Here is a 19529-nt window from a genome sequence, read left to right as displayed (position 1 = left end):
GATTTTTTATGAAAAATGAAATCATTGTATATACCATTTCTGATTCAATAGGGGAAACATCACAAAAATTATTAGCAGCCGTTACTGCTCAATTTCCAGATTTAGTATTCAACAACAGCTACCGTTTTTCTTTTGTTAACAAGGAAGAAGAGTTAGTTGATATATTAAATGACGCGGTAAAAGATGATGCAGTAGTAGTTAGCACATTAGTTGATAACCATTTAGCTAATGTCGCTAAAGATTTCAGCAATCGAACAAAGTTACATTACTTGGATTTAATGAATCCCTTTTTTGAGATTATTAAATCTAAAACAGGTTCTACCCCAATAGAAGAACCTGGTATTGTACATAAGCTAGATACAGAATATTTTAATAAAATAGCAGCAATCGAATTTGCAGTAAAATATGATGATGGAAAGAACCCACAAGGATTTCTTCAATCTGATGCTGTAATACTCGGTGTTTCTCGTACTTCCAAGACTCCTTTGAGTATGTATTTAGCCAATAAAGGGTATAAGGTATCGAATTTACCACTTATACCTGAAGTTCCCTTACCTTCCATTTTAGGGGAGGTAGAGGGACAGAAGATAATCGGCTTGATTTGTAATCCAGAAAACCTATCCAGAATCAGAAGTAATCGCTTAGATTCTTTAGGGTTGAGTCACTCATCTAGTTATACAAATTTAGAAAGAATTTATGAAGAGTTAGAGTATTCAAAGCAAGTATTTAAAAAGCATAACGCCTATGTGATTGATGTAACAGATAAATCAATTGAGGAAACAGCTTATCTAGTAGAAAAACATCTAAAAGAAGTAAGTATCCACTGGTAGAGCCGGTGGATACTTACTTCTTTTTGAATCAACGCATTCTTAAAATTCAATTGCATGAAATAATGATACGTTTTTTCCGATAAAACAATATTGCATACCAGTACTTATTCTTATTCCTCTATATTTCCACCTTCTTTTCTCAAGAAATTCAATAAATGTACAAACAGCTTGAATTAGCCCAGCATCTCTTTGTAGTATGGTACCATTATATTGATACTAAGAACGATTTTTAATTAATATAAGTAAAGAGGGATGATTTTTAGTGGAATTATCATTTTTAATGTTTGCATTAATCGGTGTTATTATTGGAATTCTATCAAGTATGTTTGGCTTTGGGGGTGGATTCGTAGTAGTTCCTATCCTATTTGCATTTTTACCAGATTCGATTCCAAGCGAATATTTAATGCATACAGCTATTGGTACGTCATTAGCAGTTATGATTATTAATTCATTCAATTCAACATATAATCATGCGAAAAAAGGCAATGTGACATGGTCAGTCTTCAAACTATTAGTAGGGTATATTTCAATAGGTTCTTTAATAGGTGGTATGCTTGCAGTCTATATTGATAGCGATTTCCTTAGGTTTGCGTTCATTGGTCTCTTAATTTACGTTTTGGTTTCAAACATTTTCAAAAAATCATTCACCAGAGAGATTGATGACCAATCATTTCATATGCCTAAGCAAAGTTCAGCATCTTTTATTGGAATAGGCATTGGATTTCTTTCAACCTTGTTAGGTATTGGCGGAAGTACCATGACAATTCCTTACCTTAGAAATAGAGGTATGCGTATGATACATTCTGTAGCTCTAGCTACCCCATTAGGTCTGCCAATTGCTATCGTTGGAACCTTTACTTATTTAATTACAGGAAGGCAGATAGATACAATGCCTTCATCAACTCTAGGGTTTATATACCTACCTGCGCTAATCGGGTTTACAATCGGTGGTTTTGTTGGCGTACCTATTGGAAGGTCTTGGGCTCAAAAGTTATCTGACAAACTCTTTTCCAAAATATACTTAATTCTTCTGCTTATTGTGGTCATTATGATGATTATAAGCTAATTACGGAATAACATTATACATAGAGATATTTATTATAATATAACCAAGTTATCTACAGAAAATGTTCCCTACCAAAATTCAATGAAAAAGCAAAATTCCCTACCAAAATTTTTTCTTGGTAGGGTTTTTGGCAGGGAACCATATTATTTTATATGGTATTTGACCATTTTTAACAAGGTTAAACCCTTATAAATCGGTGTTCCCTCTTCAAATTAAGTTGTATTCTTACTCCCACTCAATCGTCGCAGGTGGCTTACTAGTAATGTCATACACGACGCGGTTAATATGGGCTACTTCATTAACGATTCTTGTAGAAATCACTTCTAGTACATCCCATGGCAGTCTTGCCCAGTCAGATGTCATTCCATCGATAGAAGTAACTGCGCGAATTCCGATTGTATAATCATACGTACGCGCATCTCCCATTACTCCAACACTGCGGATATCAGGAAGGACAGTAAAGTATTGCCATACATCGCGTTCTAAGCCAGCTTTTTTAATTTCTTCGCGTAAAATGGCATCTGATTCACGGACGATTTCTAGTTTTTCTTCTGTAATAGCACCTAATACACGAATCCCTAAACCAGGGCCAGGGAATGGCTGTCTCCAAACGATATCATCAGCTATTCCTAACTCAGAACCTAGAGCACGTACTTCATCTTTAAATAGCGTATTTAAAGGTTCAATTAATTGGAATTGCATGTCTTCAGGAAGTCCGCCTACATTATGATGGGACTTAATGGTTTGTGCAGTAGCTGTACCACTTTCAATAATATCTGTGTAAAGAGTACCTTGTGCTAAGAAATCAATCCCTTCTAATTTTGCTGCTTCATCATCAAACACATAGATGAATTCATTTCCGATAATTTTACGTTTTTTCTCAGGGTCACTTACGCCCTCTAGCTTAGACATAAAGCGTTCTTTCGCATCTACTTTAATGACGTTCATATTAAAGCCTTCTGTGAAAGTCTTCATTACTCCTTCCGCTTCGCCTTTGCGAAGAAGTCCATGGTCTACGAATATACAGGTTAATTGATCACCAATAGCTTTATGAATCAACACAGCAACAACAGAAGAATCTACTCCACCACTTAGGGCACAAAGAACTTTTTTGTCGCCGACCGTCTGGCGAATTTTTTCCATTTCAATTTCAATGAAGTTCTCCATTGACCAGTCACCTTTGCAGCCACAAACACCGAACACAAAGTTTTTCAATAATTCATTTCCATATACAGAGTGACGAACTTCTGGGTGGAATTGAACAGCATATAATCCTTTTTCTTCATTACTCATCGAAGCAATCGGACAAGAAGCGCTCGTTGCATCAATTGTAAATCCAGCAGGTGCTTCAACAACTAAATCACCATGGCTCATCCAAACGATTTGTTCTGTTGGAAGGTCAGCAAATAATTTAGAGTTGTTTTCAATATTAATTGCTGCTTTTCCATATTCACGATGCTTTGCTTTTTCCACTTTTCCGGCAAAATGCTGGGTCATCAATTGCATCCCATAACAAATACCGAAAATAGGAAGTCCTAAATCGAATATTTTCTTATCTACGCCAAATGCATTTTCGTCGTATACACTATTAGGGCCGCCTGAGAAAATGATTCCTGAAGGGCTTAATTCCTTAATCTCTTCAGCTGTAATGGTATGTGGATGCAACTCACTATATACTCCAAATTCTCTTATTCTTCTTGTAATCAATTGATTATATTGACTACCAAAATCTAGGACAACGATCATTTCTTGACCTTCTATATGCGCTTTCCCCATTCCTATTCACCCCAACTACTCTATTTGAATTTCTCTTCTTACTATTTCCAAATACCTTCATTATTCATGCTTATCTTTTCTCTAAATCAGATTCTGTTTTTTTACAAAAGTGCTGATTTGAATTCAATCAACCAACTTTTATAATGTAACCACAAAAAAAGACTAGAATCCGCCTCAAATAAAAACGAAGGCAGAATTCTAGTCTTTTTGGTTTCTTCATATAAGCTAAATAATCCAAAGACTTATCTGCCTTCATAGTCAGATCATTTAAGGCGACCCGGTAGAGACTCTCGAACCATATCATCGAGGATATATGAAGGAATTATATATAGATGTGAATATTGTAACAACATGTCGAATCGATGGTCAAGCTGTTGTTTTTTTAATTAAATTTTCCCACAATTCTCTCATATCTTCCCAAGTCTCTTTTTGCATATAACCTTTGTACAGATATTCCTCATATTTAGCAGTCAATTGGCTCATTTCTTTGCTTGAATAAATGTGATCTATTTGCTTCGCATACTCTCTTAAGGTAATTTCTTCCTTCTTGCGGAGTCCAGCTATCTCTAGTAGATGCAGCAGCACCATATAAGCCTTCGGAAAGTTAGTTTCCTCCGTTGTGTTTCGGAATTTCCAAATATAATAATAAGGAAGCCATTTATAGCGAAATTTATAAGCTGCTAATCCTGCTGTAATAATGATTACTAGAACCGTAGTGGCCCACTGCCAATTGTCTTTAACAATAGTTGTGTAATTCTTCTGCCCATCTGTAGATGGTGATGTTTTCTCCATTGTTTGCTCTGGATTTTCTGGTTTATTTTCTGGGGTTTCTGGCTTTCGTTCCTGTTGCTCCGGCGTTTGCGTTTCAGTATTCCCAGTATTTTGATTGCTCTCCACATCATTTATATACGTATTCGCATTAGAGAATCCTTGCGTTGGCTCAAAAGCAACCCAGCCTACATCTGGAAAATAAACCTCTACCCAAGAATGTGCATTATTATTTGTAACCTCATAGCGGCGAATATCCCCGTCCGCTTCTACAAATTCTCCCTCTGTAAAACCTTTAACCCATCTTGAGGGAATCCCAATAGAACGCAGCAAGGTAACCATAGAAGTCGAATAGTTATCACAATAACCCAGCTTTGTTTCAAATAAGAATTGATCCACATAATCCTCTTTCTCATTCGGGACTGCCACATTATTTTGACTATAAGTAAAACCATTAGATGAGAAATAGGTTTCTATCGCACGTACCTTTGCAAATACATTTTCATCATTTTTCGTTATATCAGCAGCAAGGTCTTTCACTCTTTGCGGTAATGAATCGGGAAGCTGAAGGTAGCGATTCACCATATCTGGATTATTTCTTATAAAGTCTTCCATATCAGCTGTTGTTAACGCATTTAGACTGTATTCCGGCACATCATATTTTACCGAGTAACTTTCTACATATCCATTAAAAACGCCACGTTCATTCCCACTTTCAATTTCCATGAACGAATTAGCAGCAGACACTTCTTTTACTCCTAATGGATATAGTAAATAAGAAAAGCCATTCGTAAATTGCACAGTGCTTTCAGACTCTGTCCGCTTCACATTTTCCCCTTCTACAAAAGAGACAAAAGGAATTGCGCCACCTTGATCTAATACTTCAAAGTTGTCCCGATTTAATTTTAAGGATTCCTCTGATTGGACCCAGCCTTTTCCTGTATAAGTATCTTTCGTTTCTACCTTCCAATAATGAGGCTTTTCTACCTCCGCAACAAAGACCAAGGAAGAATCACCAATAAAGTCTCCCCCTAATCTTGAATCATCAACACTATAACCAACTCTATGAATACCGCTTCCTGGAATATCTCCATCCTCTACTCCTCCTTTATCCCCCATTGTCTGGATAAAAGGAACAGGGTCTGGCCAAATAGGATCTGCCTTTGGTGATAAATAGCCAATTCCAGCACTTCCTATTACGAATAGAAGTAAAGGAATCATCCATTTTACGATCGAACTGTTAGTATTTCCAGATCCTTCTTTATCACTTAATCGAAAAAATGTTAACATGCCCATTGCTGTAAAACCTATGATTACCGTACGAATAATTGCCAAATCAGCACTATAAATCGTAAAAGTATCTAATACGGTAATATAAATAATTGTCAGCAAAAAGAATGTAAAAATCTTTCTTCGCTTAATTAGCCAATAATCAATTAAATACGCCATCAGCCATAATAAAATGAAACAGAGACTGCTTTTAAACATATTCGTCATTTCCGGCCACTTTGTATTAAATACCAATGCTAAATTATCGATAAATTCGGCTGCAAAAGGTTGAATCCATTGGAAAGTAAAAAATGATTCCTCATAATATAAATATTGAAGAATAAATATAATATAAACAGTCTTCAATGTTCCGCTTACCCAGCTTGGTGTCCGGGAAAAGGCTAACAATAAAGATAACGCAAGAAATAAGTGAAAGACAATCACATTCTCTGTATTCGTTAATTCTTCTAATGGTCCGAGCCATTCACAAATTAGTAAGAAACCTAAAATATATAATAAAAAATTAGCAATTGTGATATGTTTTTTGCTATAGGGCGTTCCCATTTATGCCACCCCCTCTCCAAAAGCTTCTTTAAATCTCCCCTCAGAAACAGGAATGATTTGAATGCCTTTTTTTCCAGCAAAAGCACTTAATGTTCTTTCTTCACTAGATAAACCTTCCTTTTGTCCAGTGATGGCAAACATCACGATATTATATCTTTTACTTGCCAACCACCCAGCTTTATCTATAAGTTCTCTTGTTACTTGGGAAGTAATTAACATGATTGTGGCCTGTGGAGGCAATTGACTACTTTCATAATCTACAACCTCTGCTAATGTGATTTCCTTTGTAGCACGTACTTTTGCTAAATGATAGAGCAGGTATTGTTGGTGACTTTCCCCTCCCCTTATTGGAAAAATCTTACGCTCCGTATCTACCGATAATAAGCCTACTTGCGCACCTTTTTTTAAAATAGCTCGAAGGATAGAAGCAGTGAAAGACACTGTCGTTTCAAATCTTTTATTTTCTTGGCAATCCATCACAATCATAATGTCATGCGACTGTTTTTGTTCAAATTCCTTTGTCATCATATTGTTGCGCCTTGCACTTGCTTTCCAGTTAATCCATGAAAAGCGGTCACCTGGCTGATACTCTCTCACACCAACTGCCATTGTCGTATCTCGCTGCACTCGCTCCTTCGATGAAGTCATTCCTTGCTCATAGTGATTTTCCAGCGGTTTGTATATCATTTCTTCAATAGGAGGATACACTAGAATCCGTTCTACTTGAATATAGACCTTCTCCTTCTCAATCAGACCTAAAGGGTCACCCAATTGGAGAAAGATTTGATCAAATACATGCTCTCCTCTTGGCAACTCCTTCACCGTATAATTAAAGCGGAGTCTCCGCTTTAATCCAGGCATTAACATTCTCTTTTCTTCTATTTTTTGCCCCATTGTGGAATTAAATGAATCTCTCACCACCATATAAAAAACAGGAAAAAACGAGTTTCTCGTTAATTCAATTTCTACATGCATTTCTTCTTTCGCCCTATATTCATATTTCAAAATTTTTCTTTTTACTTGCCAATCCCGCATTGGATAGACTGCAATTAAAAGACCATATAAAGCAAATGGTAAAAAACTATAAAATAAAAACCAGCTTACAAACCCACCTTGAAACATAGCATAGGAAAATACCATCACTATTAGTAAAAATAGCAAAATTAATTTCCAAACCCGATTTAATTTATGCAAAAATCTTTTCATTACTTCACTAACCTTTGTACTGGTACTGGCACTTGCCCGATAATTCGATTAATAATTTCTTCTGCTGTTATCCCATCGAACTTTGTTTCTGATTTTAAAATCATTCGATGAGCAAAAACAGCTTTTACTAAGAATTGCACATCATCTGGGATGACATAATCTCTTCCTTGAATAAAGGCATAGCTTTGGGATGCTCTCATTAATGCAATGGAACCCCTCGGACTGACTCCTAGATAAATACTCGCATTTTCTCTAGTTGCTGTTGCGAGCTCCACAATGTATTTTTTAATCGTTTCATCCACATACACTTGTCTTACTTCATCTTGAAGAGTAAGTAACTCATCTAAGCTTACAACTGACTCTAATTTTTCAATTGGCGCTGCTACTTGGACTCTAGTCAGCACTTCTATTTCTTCTTCTACGGTTGGATATCCCATATTCATTTTCAATAAGAAACGATCTAGCTGTGCTTCTGGAAGAGGATAGGTTCCTTCATATTCAATTGGGTTCTGGGTTGCCATAACAAAGAATGGCTTTTGTAAATGATGTGTCACGCCATCAATCGTTACACTACTTTCTTCCATCGCTTCCAAAAGAGCTGACTGAGTCTTTGGTGATGTTCGATTTATTTCATCAGCTAGAATAATATTCCCCATAATTGGTCCTGGCACAAATTGAAATTCTAGCTCTTTCGGGTTATAAATAGACACTCCCGTTACATCAGAAGGTAAGAGGTCTGGAGTGAATTGAATTCTACGAAAATTAGCACCTACTGATTTCGCTAAAGCTCGCACCATCATTGTTTTCCCAACTCCTGGAACATCTTCTAATAAAACATGTCCTTGGGCAAGCAAAGCAATTAAACTCAGTTCTGCTACATCCCTTTTCCCAATCATCACCTTTTCGATATTACCGATTATTCTGTTAATTACCAAACTATGATTTCCTGCCATTCTTCTCCTCCTGTTGCATTCTAGTAAATTGCTAGTTTTAGTTGCATTGTTACGACACTATCTTTCAACTAAGTAATCATTTTTCTTACTAGTAACCAATCCATTCTTATTCATCTAGCTTCTATATCAAGCATTGCCATTTTTTAAGATAAAAATTCCTGTGGGTTTAAACCTAATTCTCGACAAATTTCCGTCACCACTTGTTTTTCCCTTTGATCAAAATGACCATCTGCATATCCAATCGCAATACAATACCGAGCTACAAGTCTAGCAATCTCTGGCTTTGAGCGAACTTTTCCTAGTGCGCGAAAGCTTTCGGCTCTACCAATAATTTGATCGTATTCTATTTTTCGGACAAAGTAATTAAATTGCTGAATTACTTTATTTGTATCAAAAACACGTAATTCCTCACTTTGATGGATAAACTCCATCATTTTTTGTTCTTCCGTATGGTCCAATCTTCCGTCAGCCATACCTACTAATGCACATGCAGCAACAACAGCGTCTAATACTTCTGGATTTTTATAGCGCATAAAGATATCTCTAGCTCTTTGTTTCTGCTGCCTTCCCCATTCTGCATAATCCGTCTGAGATGGAGACCAACTATAGCCACAACTATTGCATGTTATTTTCAGCTGTCCTTTTCCAATAAATCCACCTAATAAACCGACAGGTCCTAAAATCAATCCACCAATTGCCGCTTTGCCAATCCCAAAGCCTTTTTCACCGGTACGGACATTGGTACTTCTACATCTCATACACTGCATATGATCACTAGAATATGCGTCATTGACAGCAGCTTGTCCATACATTTGTGGATGCGTATTTGTTGAATAAGAAGGTTGCCCGTTTGGCTGATAAGCCCCGCTGCTAAAAGCCGGATAAGTTTGCGTTTCAAATGACTGGTAATAAGGCCTATTAGGTTCTTGATAAGCTTGTTGGATAGATTCATTAGGATAAGCAGGTGCTTGCGGTTCATCATCAACTGTTACTCCAAAATTGCGGCATAAGACAGCTAGTCCACCTTGAAAGCCACTTCCGACAGCATTAAATTTCCATTCTCCGTGATGACGGTATAACTCGGCTGCAACAATAGCAGTTTCAATTGTATAATCTCTTCCAAGATTAAAACGAAGAAGTTCTACTTGATCTCCCTCATTAAAAACTCTGACATAGGCATTAGATATTTGACCAAAATTTTGTCCTTTATTATACGCATCATGAATGGTAATGGTAAAAGCAATGCGTTGAATAGCGGCAGGTACTTGGGATAAATTCACTCGAATTTGTTCGTCATCCATTCCGCCATGCCCCGTCCGGTTATCCCCGCTATATACTACCGATCCGTTAGGACCAGTTGGGTTATTATAAAAAATAAAATCATTATCACTCCATACTTTATGATTATCGCCCAACAAAAAAGCTGACGCATCTAAATCATAGTTGGCACCATGTTGATTGATATCCCACCCTAAACCAATTACTACCTTACTTAACCCAGGATGTGATTTTGTCAAATCTATCTTTTGACCCTTGCTAAGCATGACCCCCACAAAGAACCTCTCCTTTTTTACAATCATTTTCTTCCAACTATCGATAACTATTATTTTACAGCATTATCTAGGTAATTGTACGTATATTCATTTACAGTTGTATTACAACTACACCTTTTACGATATAAACCATGAAAAAGTTTCCTCTTTTAGCAATTCCTCAATATCTCTATTCTTTCTATACCTTTTCTCTTCTAATTTGTAATGTTTTTTTGGAGGTTTGTCATAAAAAAGATGAAGAAGACATGTTTGTCATGAATTTGGTAGGTTCGTAACGGTTATTTAACCGAACAAAATTCTCTTGTACGGTAGAATGGAAAAGGTAAAGGAGTTGTTATGTATGTTATTTGGTTCCCTTATTTGTAAGATACGAAAATATCATAAATATAATTATTATTACAGTGGTATATGCATCACTTGCGGAGAGGTAAGAAAAGAATACGAGAAATTACAAGAAGACACCACAGAGGAACAAGCAGAGGAAAAAGATATTACAGATCAATCGATTACACAGTAATCATTTATCATATAAAATTCTATATCTTCTTCATTTAAGGCTTTGTTCAATGAATGTTTTTGGCAAAAAGATGAATGCTTTCTATCCTTGTTTCTCTATGGCATGCTTTCTAAACAACATTTTATTTGAACAAAGCCTAAATGATTTAACTTATCTTCAATATATTAAAACTTCTATCAGCGGGAGGTGCTTCCTCCTCACTGATGGTTAATGTGAACCATCAAATTTTTATGGACAGTTGATCTCCTATAACCTCTAAATTCTCTTAATGGAGAAACTAACGATTAACAACTCTTTGTATATGAATAGCTAAATATAACTTTTCATTATCTGTTAAAGAATAATTGAATTGACTTTCAATATATTCATTTATTTTTTCCGTACATATAAAAGCTTCCCTATGCTTATGTTTCACCATTTCGAATAGATATGGATCGTCATCATCCATGTATGTCTTACTATAGAGTCTTTGCGCAAAGAACTTCAAATGAGTAAGAAATCGAAAGTAATTTAAAGAGTCCTCGTCAAATTCCATCTTATAATGGTATTTAACAATATTTAATATATTTTGCATAACCTTTGTGATGTTCGCGATATTAGGCATTTCTTGACTCAGGTCTGAATTAACTAGATGCATCGCAATAAAACCAGCTTCATCTTCTGGCAGCTCAATGCCTAATTTCTCCTTCATTAGTTGAATGGTCTCTAAACCAATAGCAAACTCTTCCTTATAAAATCTTTTTATTTCCCATAATAAAGCGTTCTTAATTTCAAACCCCTTTTCGATTCTCTGAACAGCAAAATGCAAATGATCTGTTAAAGAGATATAAAAACTATCATTTAACTTTCTGCCTAGCCTGCTGCTAGCAATCTTAATGACTTCCTCTGTGATTTCGATATATTCAACAGGTACTTCATATAAAAGTGTTTTAAACTTTTCCGACATATCATTATTTTTCAAAGCAAATATTTTTTCAATTTTTGCTTCTTCCACTAAATCACCAGGCTTCTTTTGAAAAGCTATCCCTCTTCCCATTACTACTAATTCTTCGTCTTTTTCATTAAATGCAGCAATTACATTATTGTTATATACTTTTTCTATTTTCATTTGACCACCTGTAGTTTAATATGGCTTTTTTTCCTTATCATGGATAAGTGATCGTGATAGTATGGTTTAAAAATAGGAAAGAAGGAAAGCTGAAAAATCAACTTTCCTATTTCCCTTTATACATTCTCTCCATTGGAGGCAATAACCTCTTTATACCAATCAAAGCTCTTTTTCTTTGATCGCTCTAATGTTCCGTTCCCTTCGTTATCTTTATCTACATAAATATAACCATAGCGTTTTTTCATTTCACCAGTAGAAGCACTTACAATATCAATTGGCCCCCAGCTCGTATATCCGATCATTTCTACACCATCCTCTATGGCCTCAGACATTTCTATAACATGCTTTCGTAGATAATCTATCCGATAATCGTCCTTTACCTCTCCATCTTCCGAAGGTATATCGACAGCACCTAACCCATTTTCTACTACAAATAGCGGCTTTTGATAGCGATCATACAATTGATTTGCAGTGATACGGAAACCTTTAGGATCAATCGTCCAACCCCATTCCGACTTTTCCAAGTATGGATTTTCAATAGAACCAAACACATTACCCGAGGTCTGCTTATTGACCTCTGGATTTGTACTTGTCGTACGACTTGCATAATAACTAAAGCCTATATAGTCAACGGTATATTTCTCTAATAACGCTTCATCCTGTTCTTCCATTTCAATCTTTAAATTCTTATCTCGGAAAAACCTTTTCGCATAGCCAGGATATTTCCCACGAGATTGAACGTCTATGAAAAAGAAAGAATCTCTATCCTTTTCCATTGCATCCAAGACATCATCTGGATTACAAGAATATGGATACGTTTGACCGGCCGCCAGCATACAGCCAATTTTCATCTCAGGATTTATCTCATGCCCAGCTTTTACCGCTAAGCTGCTAGCAACCAATTGATGATGGGCTGCTTGATATTTCACTTGAAGCTTATCTTCTCCTTCTTCAAATACCAAACCTGCTCCAACAAACGGTAAATGTAAAAGCATATTGATTTCATTAAAGGTCATCCAATATTTCACTTTATCCTTATATCGCTCAAATAAGGTAGTTGCATATTTTTCAAAGAAATCGACTAATTTACGATTTTTCCAGCTGCCATAATTCTTTACTAGATTTATTGGTACATCAAAATGAGCAATGGTTACGACTGGCTCGATTCCATATTTTAAGAGCTCATCGAAAACATTATCATAAAATTTCAATCCCGCTTCATTTGGAGCAGCGTCATCTCCATTTGGAAAAATTCTAGCCCATGAAATCGATAAGCGCAATGCTTTAAATCCCATTTCTGCAAATAGAGCAATATCTTCTTTATAACGATGATAGAAGTCAATCGCTTCATGCGAAGGATAAAATTCCCCTTCCAGTGGTTGATAGGAAGGAAGCTTGCCCATCATAATTTCAAATCTTTTATTACCAGTTGGCAATAAATCAACCGTAGTTAAGCCCTTCCCATCCTCTAAATAGGCTCCTTCTGCTTGATTAGCGGCAATTGCACCGCCCCATAAAAAACCTTTTGGAAATGCCATAATGTCTCATCCTTTCTCATAATTCTTACTTATTTTTACTTAGTTTCGAGGTGGAATAAAGAATCTCCTTGTTGAATCTGTTTTTTATCTGTTACCTCTAAATGAAACTCTCTATAATTTGTAATCACAATTGGTGTCGTTAAAGGCTTGCCGGAATTAGCTATTTCATCTATATCAAATTCAATAAGCAATTGTCCTTTTTTCACTAACTCACCTTGTGTGGTGTGTACAGTAAAATGCTGGCCTTCTAATTGCACAGTATCCATTCCGATATGAATCAAAATATCTGCACCAGTATCTGTTGTAATCCCAATTGCATGTTTCGTCGGAAATAAAGCAGAAACCGTCCCATCAGCAGGAGAATATAATTTCCCTTCACTCGGTTCAATAGCAATTCCATGGCCAAGTGCACCAGATGCGAATGCTTCATCTTTAACTTCTGATAAAGGTTTTACCTCGCCCTTTAGGGGGCTTAACACTTCCTCTTTTTCTACCTTTGTTGCTGCTACTTGGTTCGATGCTGTAGTATTTCCTGTTGAATTTTGGCCTTTGTTAATGCCGCCAAAGAACAATGTCAATAAGAACGCTACGATAAAGCCAACAATGATGGAAATAAGTGCTCCCCATAAGTTCATATTGATTCCCTCAGGTGTAATATAAGAAGGAATACCAAAAATTCCAAGACCACCAACGATGTAACCCTTTACATCTGTTAACCCGGCAATAGCACCACCAATACCTGCACCAATACAGCTAATAATAAATGGTTTCTTTAAAGGTAAGGTAATTCCGTAAATAGCTGGCTCCGTTACACCAAAGATACCGGAAATAAACGCTGGATAACTCAATGTTTTTAACTTTTGATTTTTTGTTTTGATCAAAATTGCAAGAACTGCCCCGATCTGTGCAAAAGACGCTGCGAAGACTGGAGATAAAATCGTATCATAGCCAAGTGTCGCTACATTGTTAATAGCAATTGGCACTAATCCCCAATGAAGACCGAAAATAACAAGCACTTGCCAGAATCCACCAATCAATAAACCTGCAATAGCGGGACTTAAATTATATAAGAATAAAGATCCTTGACCGATTAATGTACTTGCCCATGTTGCAATAGGCCCAATAACAAGAAATGTGACTGGAACTACAATCACTAATGTAAATAATGGCACAATAAATGTTTTCACTACATCAGGAATGACATTTCTTAGCCATTTCTCTACTTTAGATGCAAAGAATGTCGATAAAATAATTGGGATAACCGAAGAAGAATAACTCATTAAAATTACTGGTATCCCTAAAAACGTAACATGGATCGGCGATTCAAATAATGTACCTCCAAACAAAGTATATAATGGATCACCCGTCGTTAAAGTGGATAAGGTTGGATAAACTAATGCAGCCCCTATCGCCATTCCAATAAACGGTGTTCCTCCAAATTTCTTAATCGCAGTATATCCTAAGAAGATTGGTAAGAAATAAAATAGTGCGTCACCTGTGGCATTTAAAATTTGATAAGTACCAGATGATTCCGTTAACAATTTTGTTGATAGAAATAGTGCATTAAACCCTTTAATCATCCCTGAAGCTGCTAAAACACCAAGAACTGGCGTGAAAATACTTGAAATCATGTCGATAAATCGATTGAAAAGTGAACCTTTAGAACCTTCCTCTTCCTCTACAGGCTGCTGGCTCTGGAAACCTCCTACTGAAACAACTGCTTTGTATACATCTGGAACATGGTTGCCGATAACGACTTGATATTGACCGCCGCTTTTCATGACAGTTACAACATCATCCATATTTTTTAGGACTTCTGTATTCGCTTTACTTTCATCTTTAAGCTTAAAGCGGAGACGTGTAATACAGTGCACAACACTGGAAACGTTTTCTTTTCCACCTACATTCGCAATGATATCTTTTGCTAATTGCTCATATTTCATTTTTTTACCCTTCCTTCAGCTATGGAATTTGGTTTTTACAAATAAAAAAACCTGACCTGACTAAAATACACGCAAAACAATAGCATGTTTTTCTAGTCAGTTCAGGTTATGCCCACTTAAGGTAACATTCCTTCACGGAACTTTTAAGTTTTGTTATTTGATATCTGTAATTTATCACGTCTCGTTATACATGTCAACGCTTTCTTTTTAGAAAAATTAATTTTTTTATTTAAGTTCCTATTTATTTTCTTTCAATTAATAATCCATTTTTAACTGAAAATCAAAATAGCGCTGAGCATTATAGTAAGATATATCCTGAACAATTTGACTGAGCCATTCCATATCATTTGGGTACTCCCCATTTTCCACCCAATTCCCTATTAGATTACATAGAATTCTTCTAAAATAATCATGACGGCTATAAGATAAAAAACTGCGCGAATCTGTCAGCATTCCAATAAATCTCGATAATAGCCCTTGATTTGCAAGTGTTTTCATTTGTGCTGCCATGCCATCAATATGATCATTAAACCACCAGCCAGATCCGAATTGTAGTTTAGAGGGAATTCCACCTTCTTGGAAATTTCCAGCCATTGTTGCTAAAACTTCATTAGTATTCGGATTTAATCCATACAGAATTGTCTTTGGCAGGCTGCCATCTCGATCCAGCTCATCTAATAATTTCGCTAATGGAATAGCAATAGGACTATCTTGCATCGAATCACAGCCTATATTTGCACCAATTGTTTGAAATAAACGAGAGTTGGCACTTCTTAATGCTCCGATATGATATTGCATCACCCATCCTCTTTGGCTATATGCTTTACCAAGGCTGACAAGTAAACTAGTCAAAAACTGATTATTTTCTTTTAGAGTAATAGCCTCACCAGTCAACGCCTTTTTTACTATCATATCCAACTCTTCCCTTGTTGCTGATTCATATACGACCATTTCTAAACTATGGTCAGACAATTTGCAGCCAATCTCATGAAAATAATCTATCCTATGATCTATTGCCTCCATCAAAGTGCTATAACTCGTAATTTCTACTCCTGTAAGATTGCTTAGTTTTTCAACATACTCCGCCCAATAATTGCTTTGAATAGCCATTAGATGATCTGGACGAAATGCTGGTAAAACAGTTGTTGAAAAAGTTTTGTCTTCTTGTAATAACTTATGAAAAACTAAATCATCAATCGGATCATCTGTAGTACCAATAAGAGCTACATTTGACCTTTCAATTAAGCTTCTTGCTGAAAAGTCTGGACTCTGTATTTTGCGATTACAAGTTTCCCATATTTCCTTTGCTGACGTTCGTTTTAGAATTGCTTCCACTCCAAAATATTGTTTTAACTCTAAATGCGTCCAATGATAAAGTGGATTTCCAATTAACTTCTCTACAGTCTCAGCCCATTTTTCAAACTTACTGTAGTCGTCTGCATCTCCAGTTATATAGAATTCATCTATACCATTAGCACGCATGGCACGCCATTTATAATGGTCCCCCTCCAGCCACAGCTCTGTAATGTTTTCATATCTTCGATTCTCATAAATTTCCTTTGGGTCTAAATGACAATGATAGTCATAGATTGGCATGGTCGCCGCATAATCATGAAATAATGTTTTCGCTGTTTCTGTCTGCAGTAAAAAATCTTTATCCATAAAAGTCTTCATTTTGTTATCCTCCTCTTAATTAATCTTTACTTGTGTTAAATCTTCATCTGTCTTTCCACCCCAAAGCTTTTCATAGGAATAACCTGTTAAGGATTCGACCACTTTCTTCGTTTTTGGATCTACATCCTTTTTTAAACCGTTGTTCTTTAAACGTTCAATTTCCTCTACAAGAATTCCATGCGTTTCTTTATTTAATTTAAAGGTGAATGCTGCAATTAATGAAATAAAAAGCAAAAGACCTACCCCAATAATCATGATATACATTATAGTATCAACAGCACTCTGTGGCTGCGTTGCCGAGCCTTGTACAAATCCCCCTTTCTCTAAGATGGCTCCAACTAAAAAGGTCGCAAGTGCAACAGAAGACTTTCTAAAGAACGTCATTACAGAAGCAAAGATTCCTTCTCTTCTTTTCGTTGTAATCATTTCATCTACATCTGGAATAAACGGAAAGACATTCCAAGGAACGAATTCCAGCATACTTCTTCCAATTTGATACAAGAAGGAAATAACCCCTAATACGAGGATTAGATTACTAGGATGATATAAATAAACCGCCCCATATCCTAATAAACACAGAATCATAGTAGAATACGATATTTTAAATAAATTTGCTGGTCCAATTTTAATCATTAAAAATCCATATAGAATAGCTCCAGGTAGCCCAATAATACTAAATGAAAGTAGATTCGCTGCTACAGTGGAAGTACTATTTAAAGCGTATACACAAAAGAATACAAATACTGCGTTAAAAGCATCTTTCGCTGTCATCGAACAAATATAAATTAATAAATGCTTACGAAAGCTTTTCACCCTGAAAGTGGAAGCAAAGTCCACAAACATTTGTATCACTACCTTTAAACCATTTTTTCGTTCTTTCTTCTGGCTTATCAGTAGTTGTAATTCTTCAGGCGAAACTTCTCGTTCCCATGTAGAACGGAAAGAAATATACACACATATAGCAAAAACAACTGCAAAAAAGGCACCATTAATGAAGAAAGCAAGGGAATTATCTTGTCCTAAAATACTAAAGAGCTGCCCAGGTATAAATGTGGCTAAAAAGGTTCCAAGTCCTGAGATAAACATTCTAGCAGTTGATAATTTCGTTCGTTTATTAAAGTCCGTTGTCATTTCAGAAGGGAGTGTTTCCCATGGAATTAAAACCATCGCTGCAATAATCTCAAATGCTAAATAAGTAAGAAGTTAATATAAATAATTCATTCCGGAAGTCCAGAGTAATACATATACAAGCATTAGTGGTGAACCAATCAATAAGAAAAATCTTCGCCGTCCAAATTTTCTTCCTAACTTAAATTTTAAAAAGTTGTCTGAAAAGCTTCCCATAAATAAGCTGACGACTGCATCTACTATACGAGCAATTGCAATAATAGAAGCACCTTGAACTGGCGTCAAACCAGCATAACTTGTATAAAAAAACAAAAGCCATGCTCCTATAATGGTAAAAGCCCCTCCGCCCATCATATCTGTTAAGCCGTATCCAATACTCCTTGCAAGCGTAACATCCTTTTGCTTTTTTTCCATTTCTAACGCCTCCTATTTATTATCAATACGAATATAGGTAAAACGTTTTCATTTATTTGAAAGTATAATAGGAAAAAGGAAAGTGTCAGGAACCTCTCCTTTTCCTATTATCTTTTAAACCATTTATATTTTTTGCATTTTCTCTTTTGTTAAAATTTTATTAGTATCCCATGCGCCTAATAAGTACATTACCCCTAACGCACGATCATATAACCCATACCCCGGCCTGCAAACTTCATCCCAAATATGTCTCCCATGATCAGGTCGAACATATCCAACGAAACCGTTTTCATATAACCCATTTACAATTTCAGTAATAGGTACAGACCCATCCTCCGCACGATGAGAAGTTTCTATAAAACTACCATCTTCAAAGTGCTTTACATTTCTAATATGCGCAAAAGGAATTCTATTAGTGAATGTTTTCACAATATCAACTAAGTCATTACTTGGATTTGCTCCAAGTGAGCCAGAGCAAAAAGTTAAACAGTTTGCTGGACTGTCTACGCTAGTTAAAATCCGTTCGATATCTTCTTTATTTTTGACAATCCGCGGCAACCCAAAGATAGAAAAAGGCGGATCATCCGGATGAATAGCCATTTTAATTCCACATTGCTCTGCAACAGGAGTAATTTCTTCTAGAAAGTATACCAGATTATCGAACAAATCCACTTCAGATACATCTTTATATAAAGAAAATAAGTGCTGTAAATCTTTTAGTCTCTCTGGCTCCCATCCAGGCAGCGTTAACTCTTTTGTATTTTCTTCCATATTTTTCACTACTTGCTCAGGTGTAAGAGAAATGACTTTTGCAGCATCAAAATACAACGCCGTACTGCCATCTTCTGTTTCTTTAAATAAATCTGTACGCAGCCAATCAAAGACAGGCATAAAGTTATAACATACTACTTTTACGCCAAATTGACTAAGATTCTTTAATGTTTCTTTATATGCATCAATATATTGCTGTCTTGAATTTAATCCTAGTTTTATATCCTCGTGAATATTAACGCTTTCAACAACATCTGTATGAAATCCATACTGCTTCGCCTGATTTACTACTTCCGCAATACGCTCCACCGGCCAGACTTCTCCAACAGGTACATCATGCAGAGCCCACACTATCCCTTTAACCCCTGGAATTTGGCGTATTTGTTTTAAAGTGATGGTGTCATTCCCTTCTCCATACCATCGAAACGTCATTTGCATATTTTGTTTTCCT

The 19529-nt window shown here is 36.0% G+C and carries 13 protein-coding genes, 1 pseudogene and 1 riboswitch; of the genes and pseudogenes, 3 read left to right on the top strand and 11 right to left on the bottom strand.

Annotated elements, in window-relative coordinates:
- Positions 1-8: 8 nt before the first annotated feature.
- Positions 9-830: a pyruvate, water dikinase regulatory protein gene (locus tag MHH96_RS08305; RefSeq protein WP_144546464.1), complete on the top strand. Its 822-nt coding sequence runs from the start codon at positions 9-11 to the stop codon at positions 828-830.
- Positions 831-1092: 262 nt separating this feature from the next.
- A complete protein-coding gene (locus MHH96_RS08300; RefSeq protein ID WP_047943384.1) occupies positions 1093-1896 on the top strand; it encodes a sulfite exporter TauE/SafE family protein in 804 nt (267 codons plus the stop codon).
- A 225-nt stretch (positions 1897-2121) separates the two neighbouring features.
- Here MHH96_RS08300 and guaA read toward each other — a convergent pair whose 3' ends face one another.
- The 5 genes from guaA to MHH96_RS08275 all read right to left on the bottom strand — a co-directional run bounded on the left by guaA (position 2122) and on the right by MHH96_RS08275 (position 9985).
- Positions 2122-3672: a glutamine-hydrolyzing GMP synthase gene (gene guaA / locus MHH96_RS08295; protein ID WP_047943383.1), complete on the bottom strand. Its 1551-nt coding sequence runs from the start codon at positions 3670-3672 to the stop codon at positions 2122-2124.
- Positions 3673-3907: 235 nt separating this feature from the next.
- A riboswitch (purine riboswitch) is annotated at positions 3908-4009 on the bottom strand.
- A 29-nt stretch (positions 4010-4038) separates the two neighbouring features.
- Positions 4039-6273 (bottom strand): transglutaminase TgpA family protein, encoded by a 2235-nt coding sequence (locus MHH96_RS08290; protein WP_341117076.1) that lies wholly within the window; start codon positions 6271-6273, stop codon positions 4039-4041.
- Positions 6274-7479, bottom strand: coding sequence for a DUF58 domain-containing protein (locus MHH96_RS08285; RefSeq protein ID WP_047943381.1), 1206 nt, complete (start codon positions 7477-7479; stop codon positions 6274-6276). It abuts the gene before it with no gap.
- Entirely contained in the window at positions 7479-8432 is a 954-nt protein-coding gene (locus tag MHH96_RS08280; RefSeq protein WP_047943380.1) for an AAA family ATPase, read from the bottom strand. The genes MHH96_RS08285 and MHH96_RS08280 overlap by 1 nt, the downstream gene beginning before the upstream one ends.
- A 143-nt stretch (positions 8433-8575) precedes the next feature.
- Complete coding sequence (locus tag MHH96_RS08275; RefSeq protein ID WP_047943379.1) at positions 8576-9985, bottom strand: TerD family protein; 1410 nt, start codon at positions 9983-9985, stop codon at positions 8576-8578.
- Positions 9986-10325: 340 nt separating this feature from the next.
- Here MHH96_RS08275 and MHH96_RS08270 point away from each other — a divergent pair, with 340 nt between their 5' ends.
- Positions 10326-10502, top strand: a complete 177-nt coding sequence (locus MHH96_RS08270; protein ID WP_156485495.1) for a hypothetical protein — start codon at positions 10326-10328, stop codon at positions 10500-10502.
- 277 nt (positions 10503-10779) lie between these two features.
- On the opposite strand, the gene licT is transcribed toward MHH96_RS08270, so the two are convergent.
- From licT to uxuA, 6 genes and pseudogenes are all read right to left on the bottom strand, one after another.
- Positions 10780-11610 carry a BglG family transcription antiterminator LicT gene (licT, locus tag MHH96_RS08265; protein ID WP_047943378.1) on the bottom strand — a complete coding sequence of 277 codons (831 nt, stop codon included), beginning with the start codon at positions 11608-11610 and terminating at the stop codon, positions 10780-10782.
- Positions 11611-11726: 116 nt separating this feature from the next.
- Complete coding sequence (locus tag MHH96_RS08260) at positions 11727-13148, bottom strand: 6-phospho-beta-glucosidase (protein WP_047943377.1); 1422 nt, start codon at positions 13146-13148, stop codon at positions 11727-11729.
- Positions 13149-13183: 35 nt separating this feature from the next.
- The gene (locus MHH96_RS08255; RefSeq protein ID WP_047943376.1) at positions 13184-15091 is read right to left on the bottom strand and encodes a beta-glucoside-specific PTS transporter subunit IIABC; all 1908 of its coding nucleotides are present in this window, start codon (positions 15089-15091) and stop codon (positions 13184-13186) included.
- A gap of 255 nt (positions 15092-15346) precedes the next feature.
- Complete coding sequence (gene uxaC, locus MHH96_RS08250; RefSeq protein WP_047943375.1) at positions 15347-16765, bottom strand: glucuronate isomerase; 1419 nt, start codon at positions 16763-16765, stop codon at positions 15347-15349.
- Positions 16766-16780: 15 nt separating this feature from the next.
- Positions 16781-18307 (bottom strand): annotated as a pseudogene (locus MHH96_RS08245) (MFS transporter).
- A gap of 123 nt (positions 18308-18430) precedes the next feature.
- Positions 18431-19516 carry a mannonate dehydratase gene (gene uxuA, locus MHH96_RS08240; RefSeq protein ID WP_047943373.1) on the bottom strand — a complete coding sequence of 362 codons (1086 nt, stop codon included), beginning with the start codon at positions 19514-19516 and terminating at the stop codon, positions 18431-18433.
- Positions 19517-19529: the final 13 nt, after the last annotated feature.

Source organism: Niallia sp. FSL K6-0212 (genome assembly GCF_038007605.1).
Taxonomy (GTDB): Bacteria; Bacillota; Bacilli; order Bacillales; family Cytobacillaceae; genus Niallia; species Niallia circulans.
The sequence above is the reverse complement of the archived record's forward strand: the minus strand, read 5'-3'. Positions and strand labels throughout refer to the sequence as shown.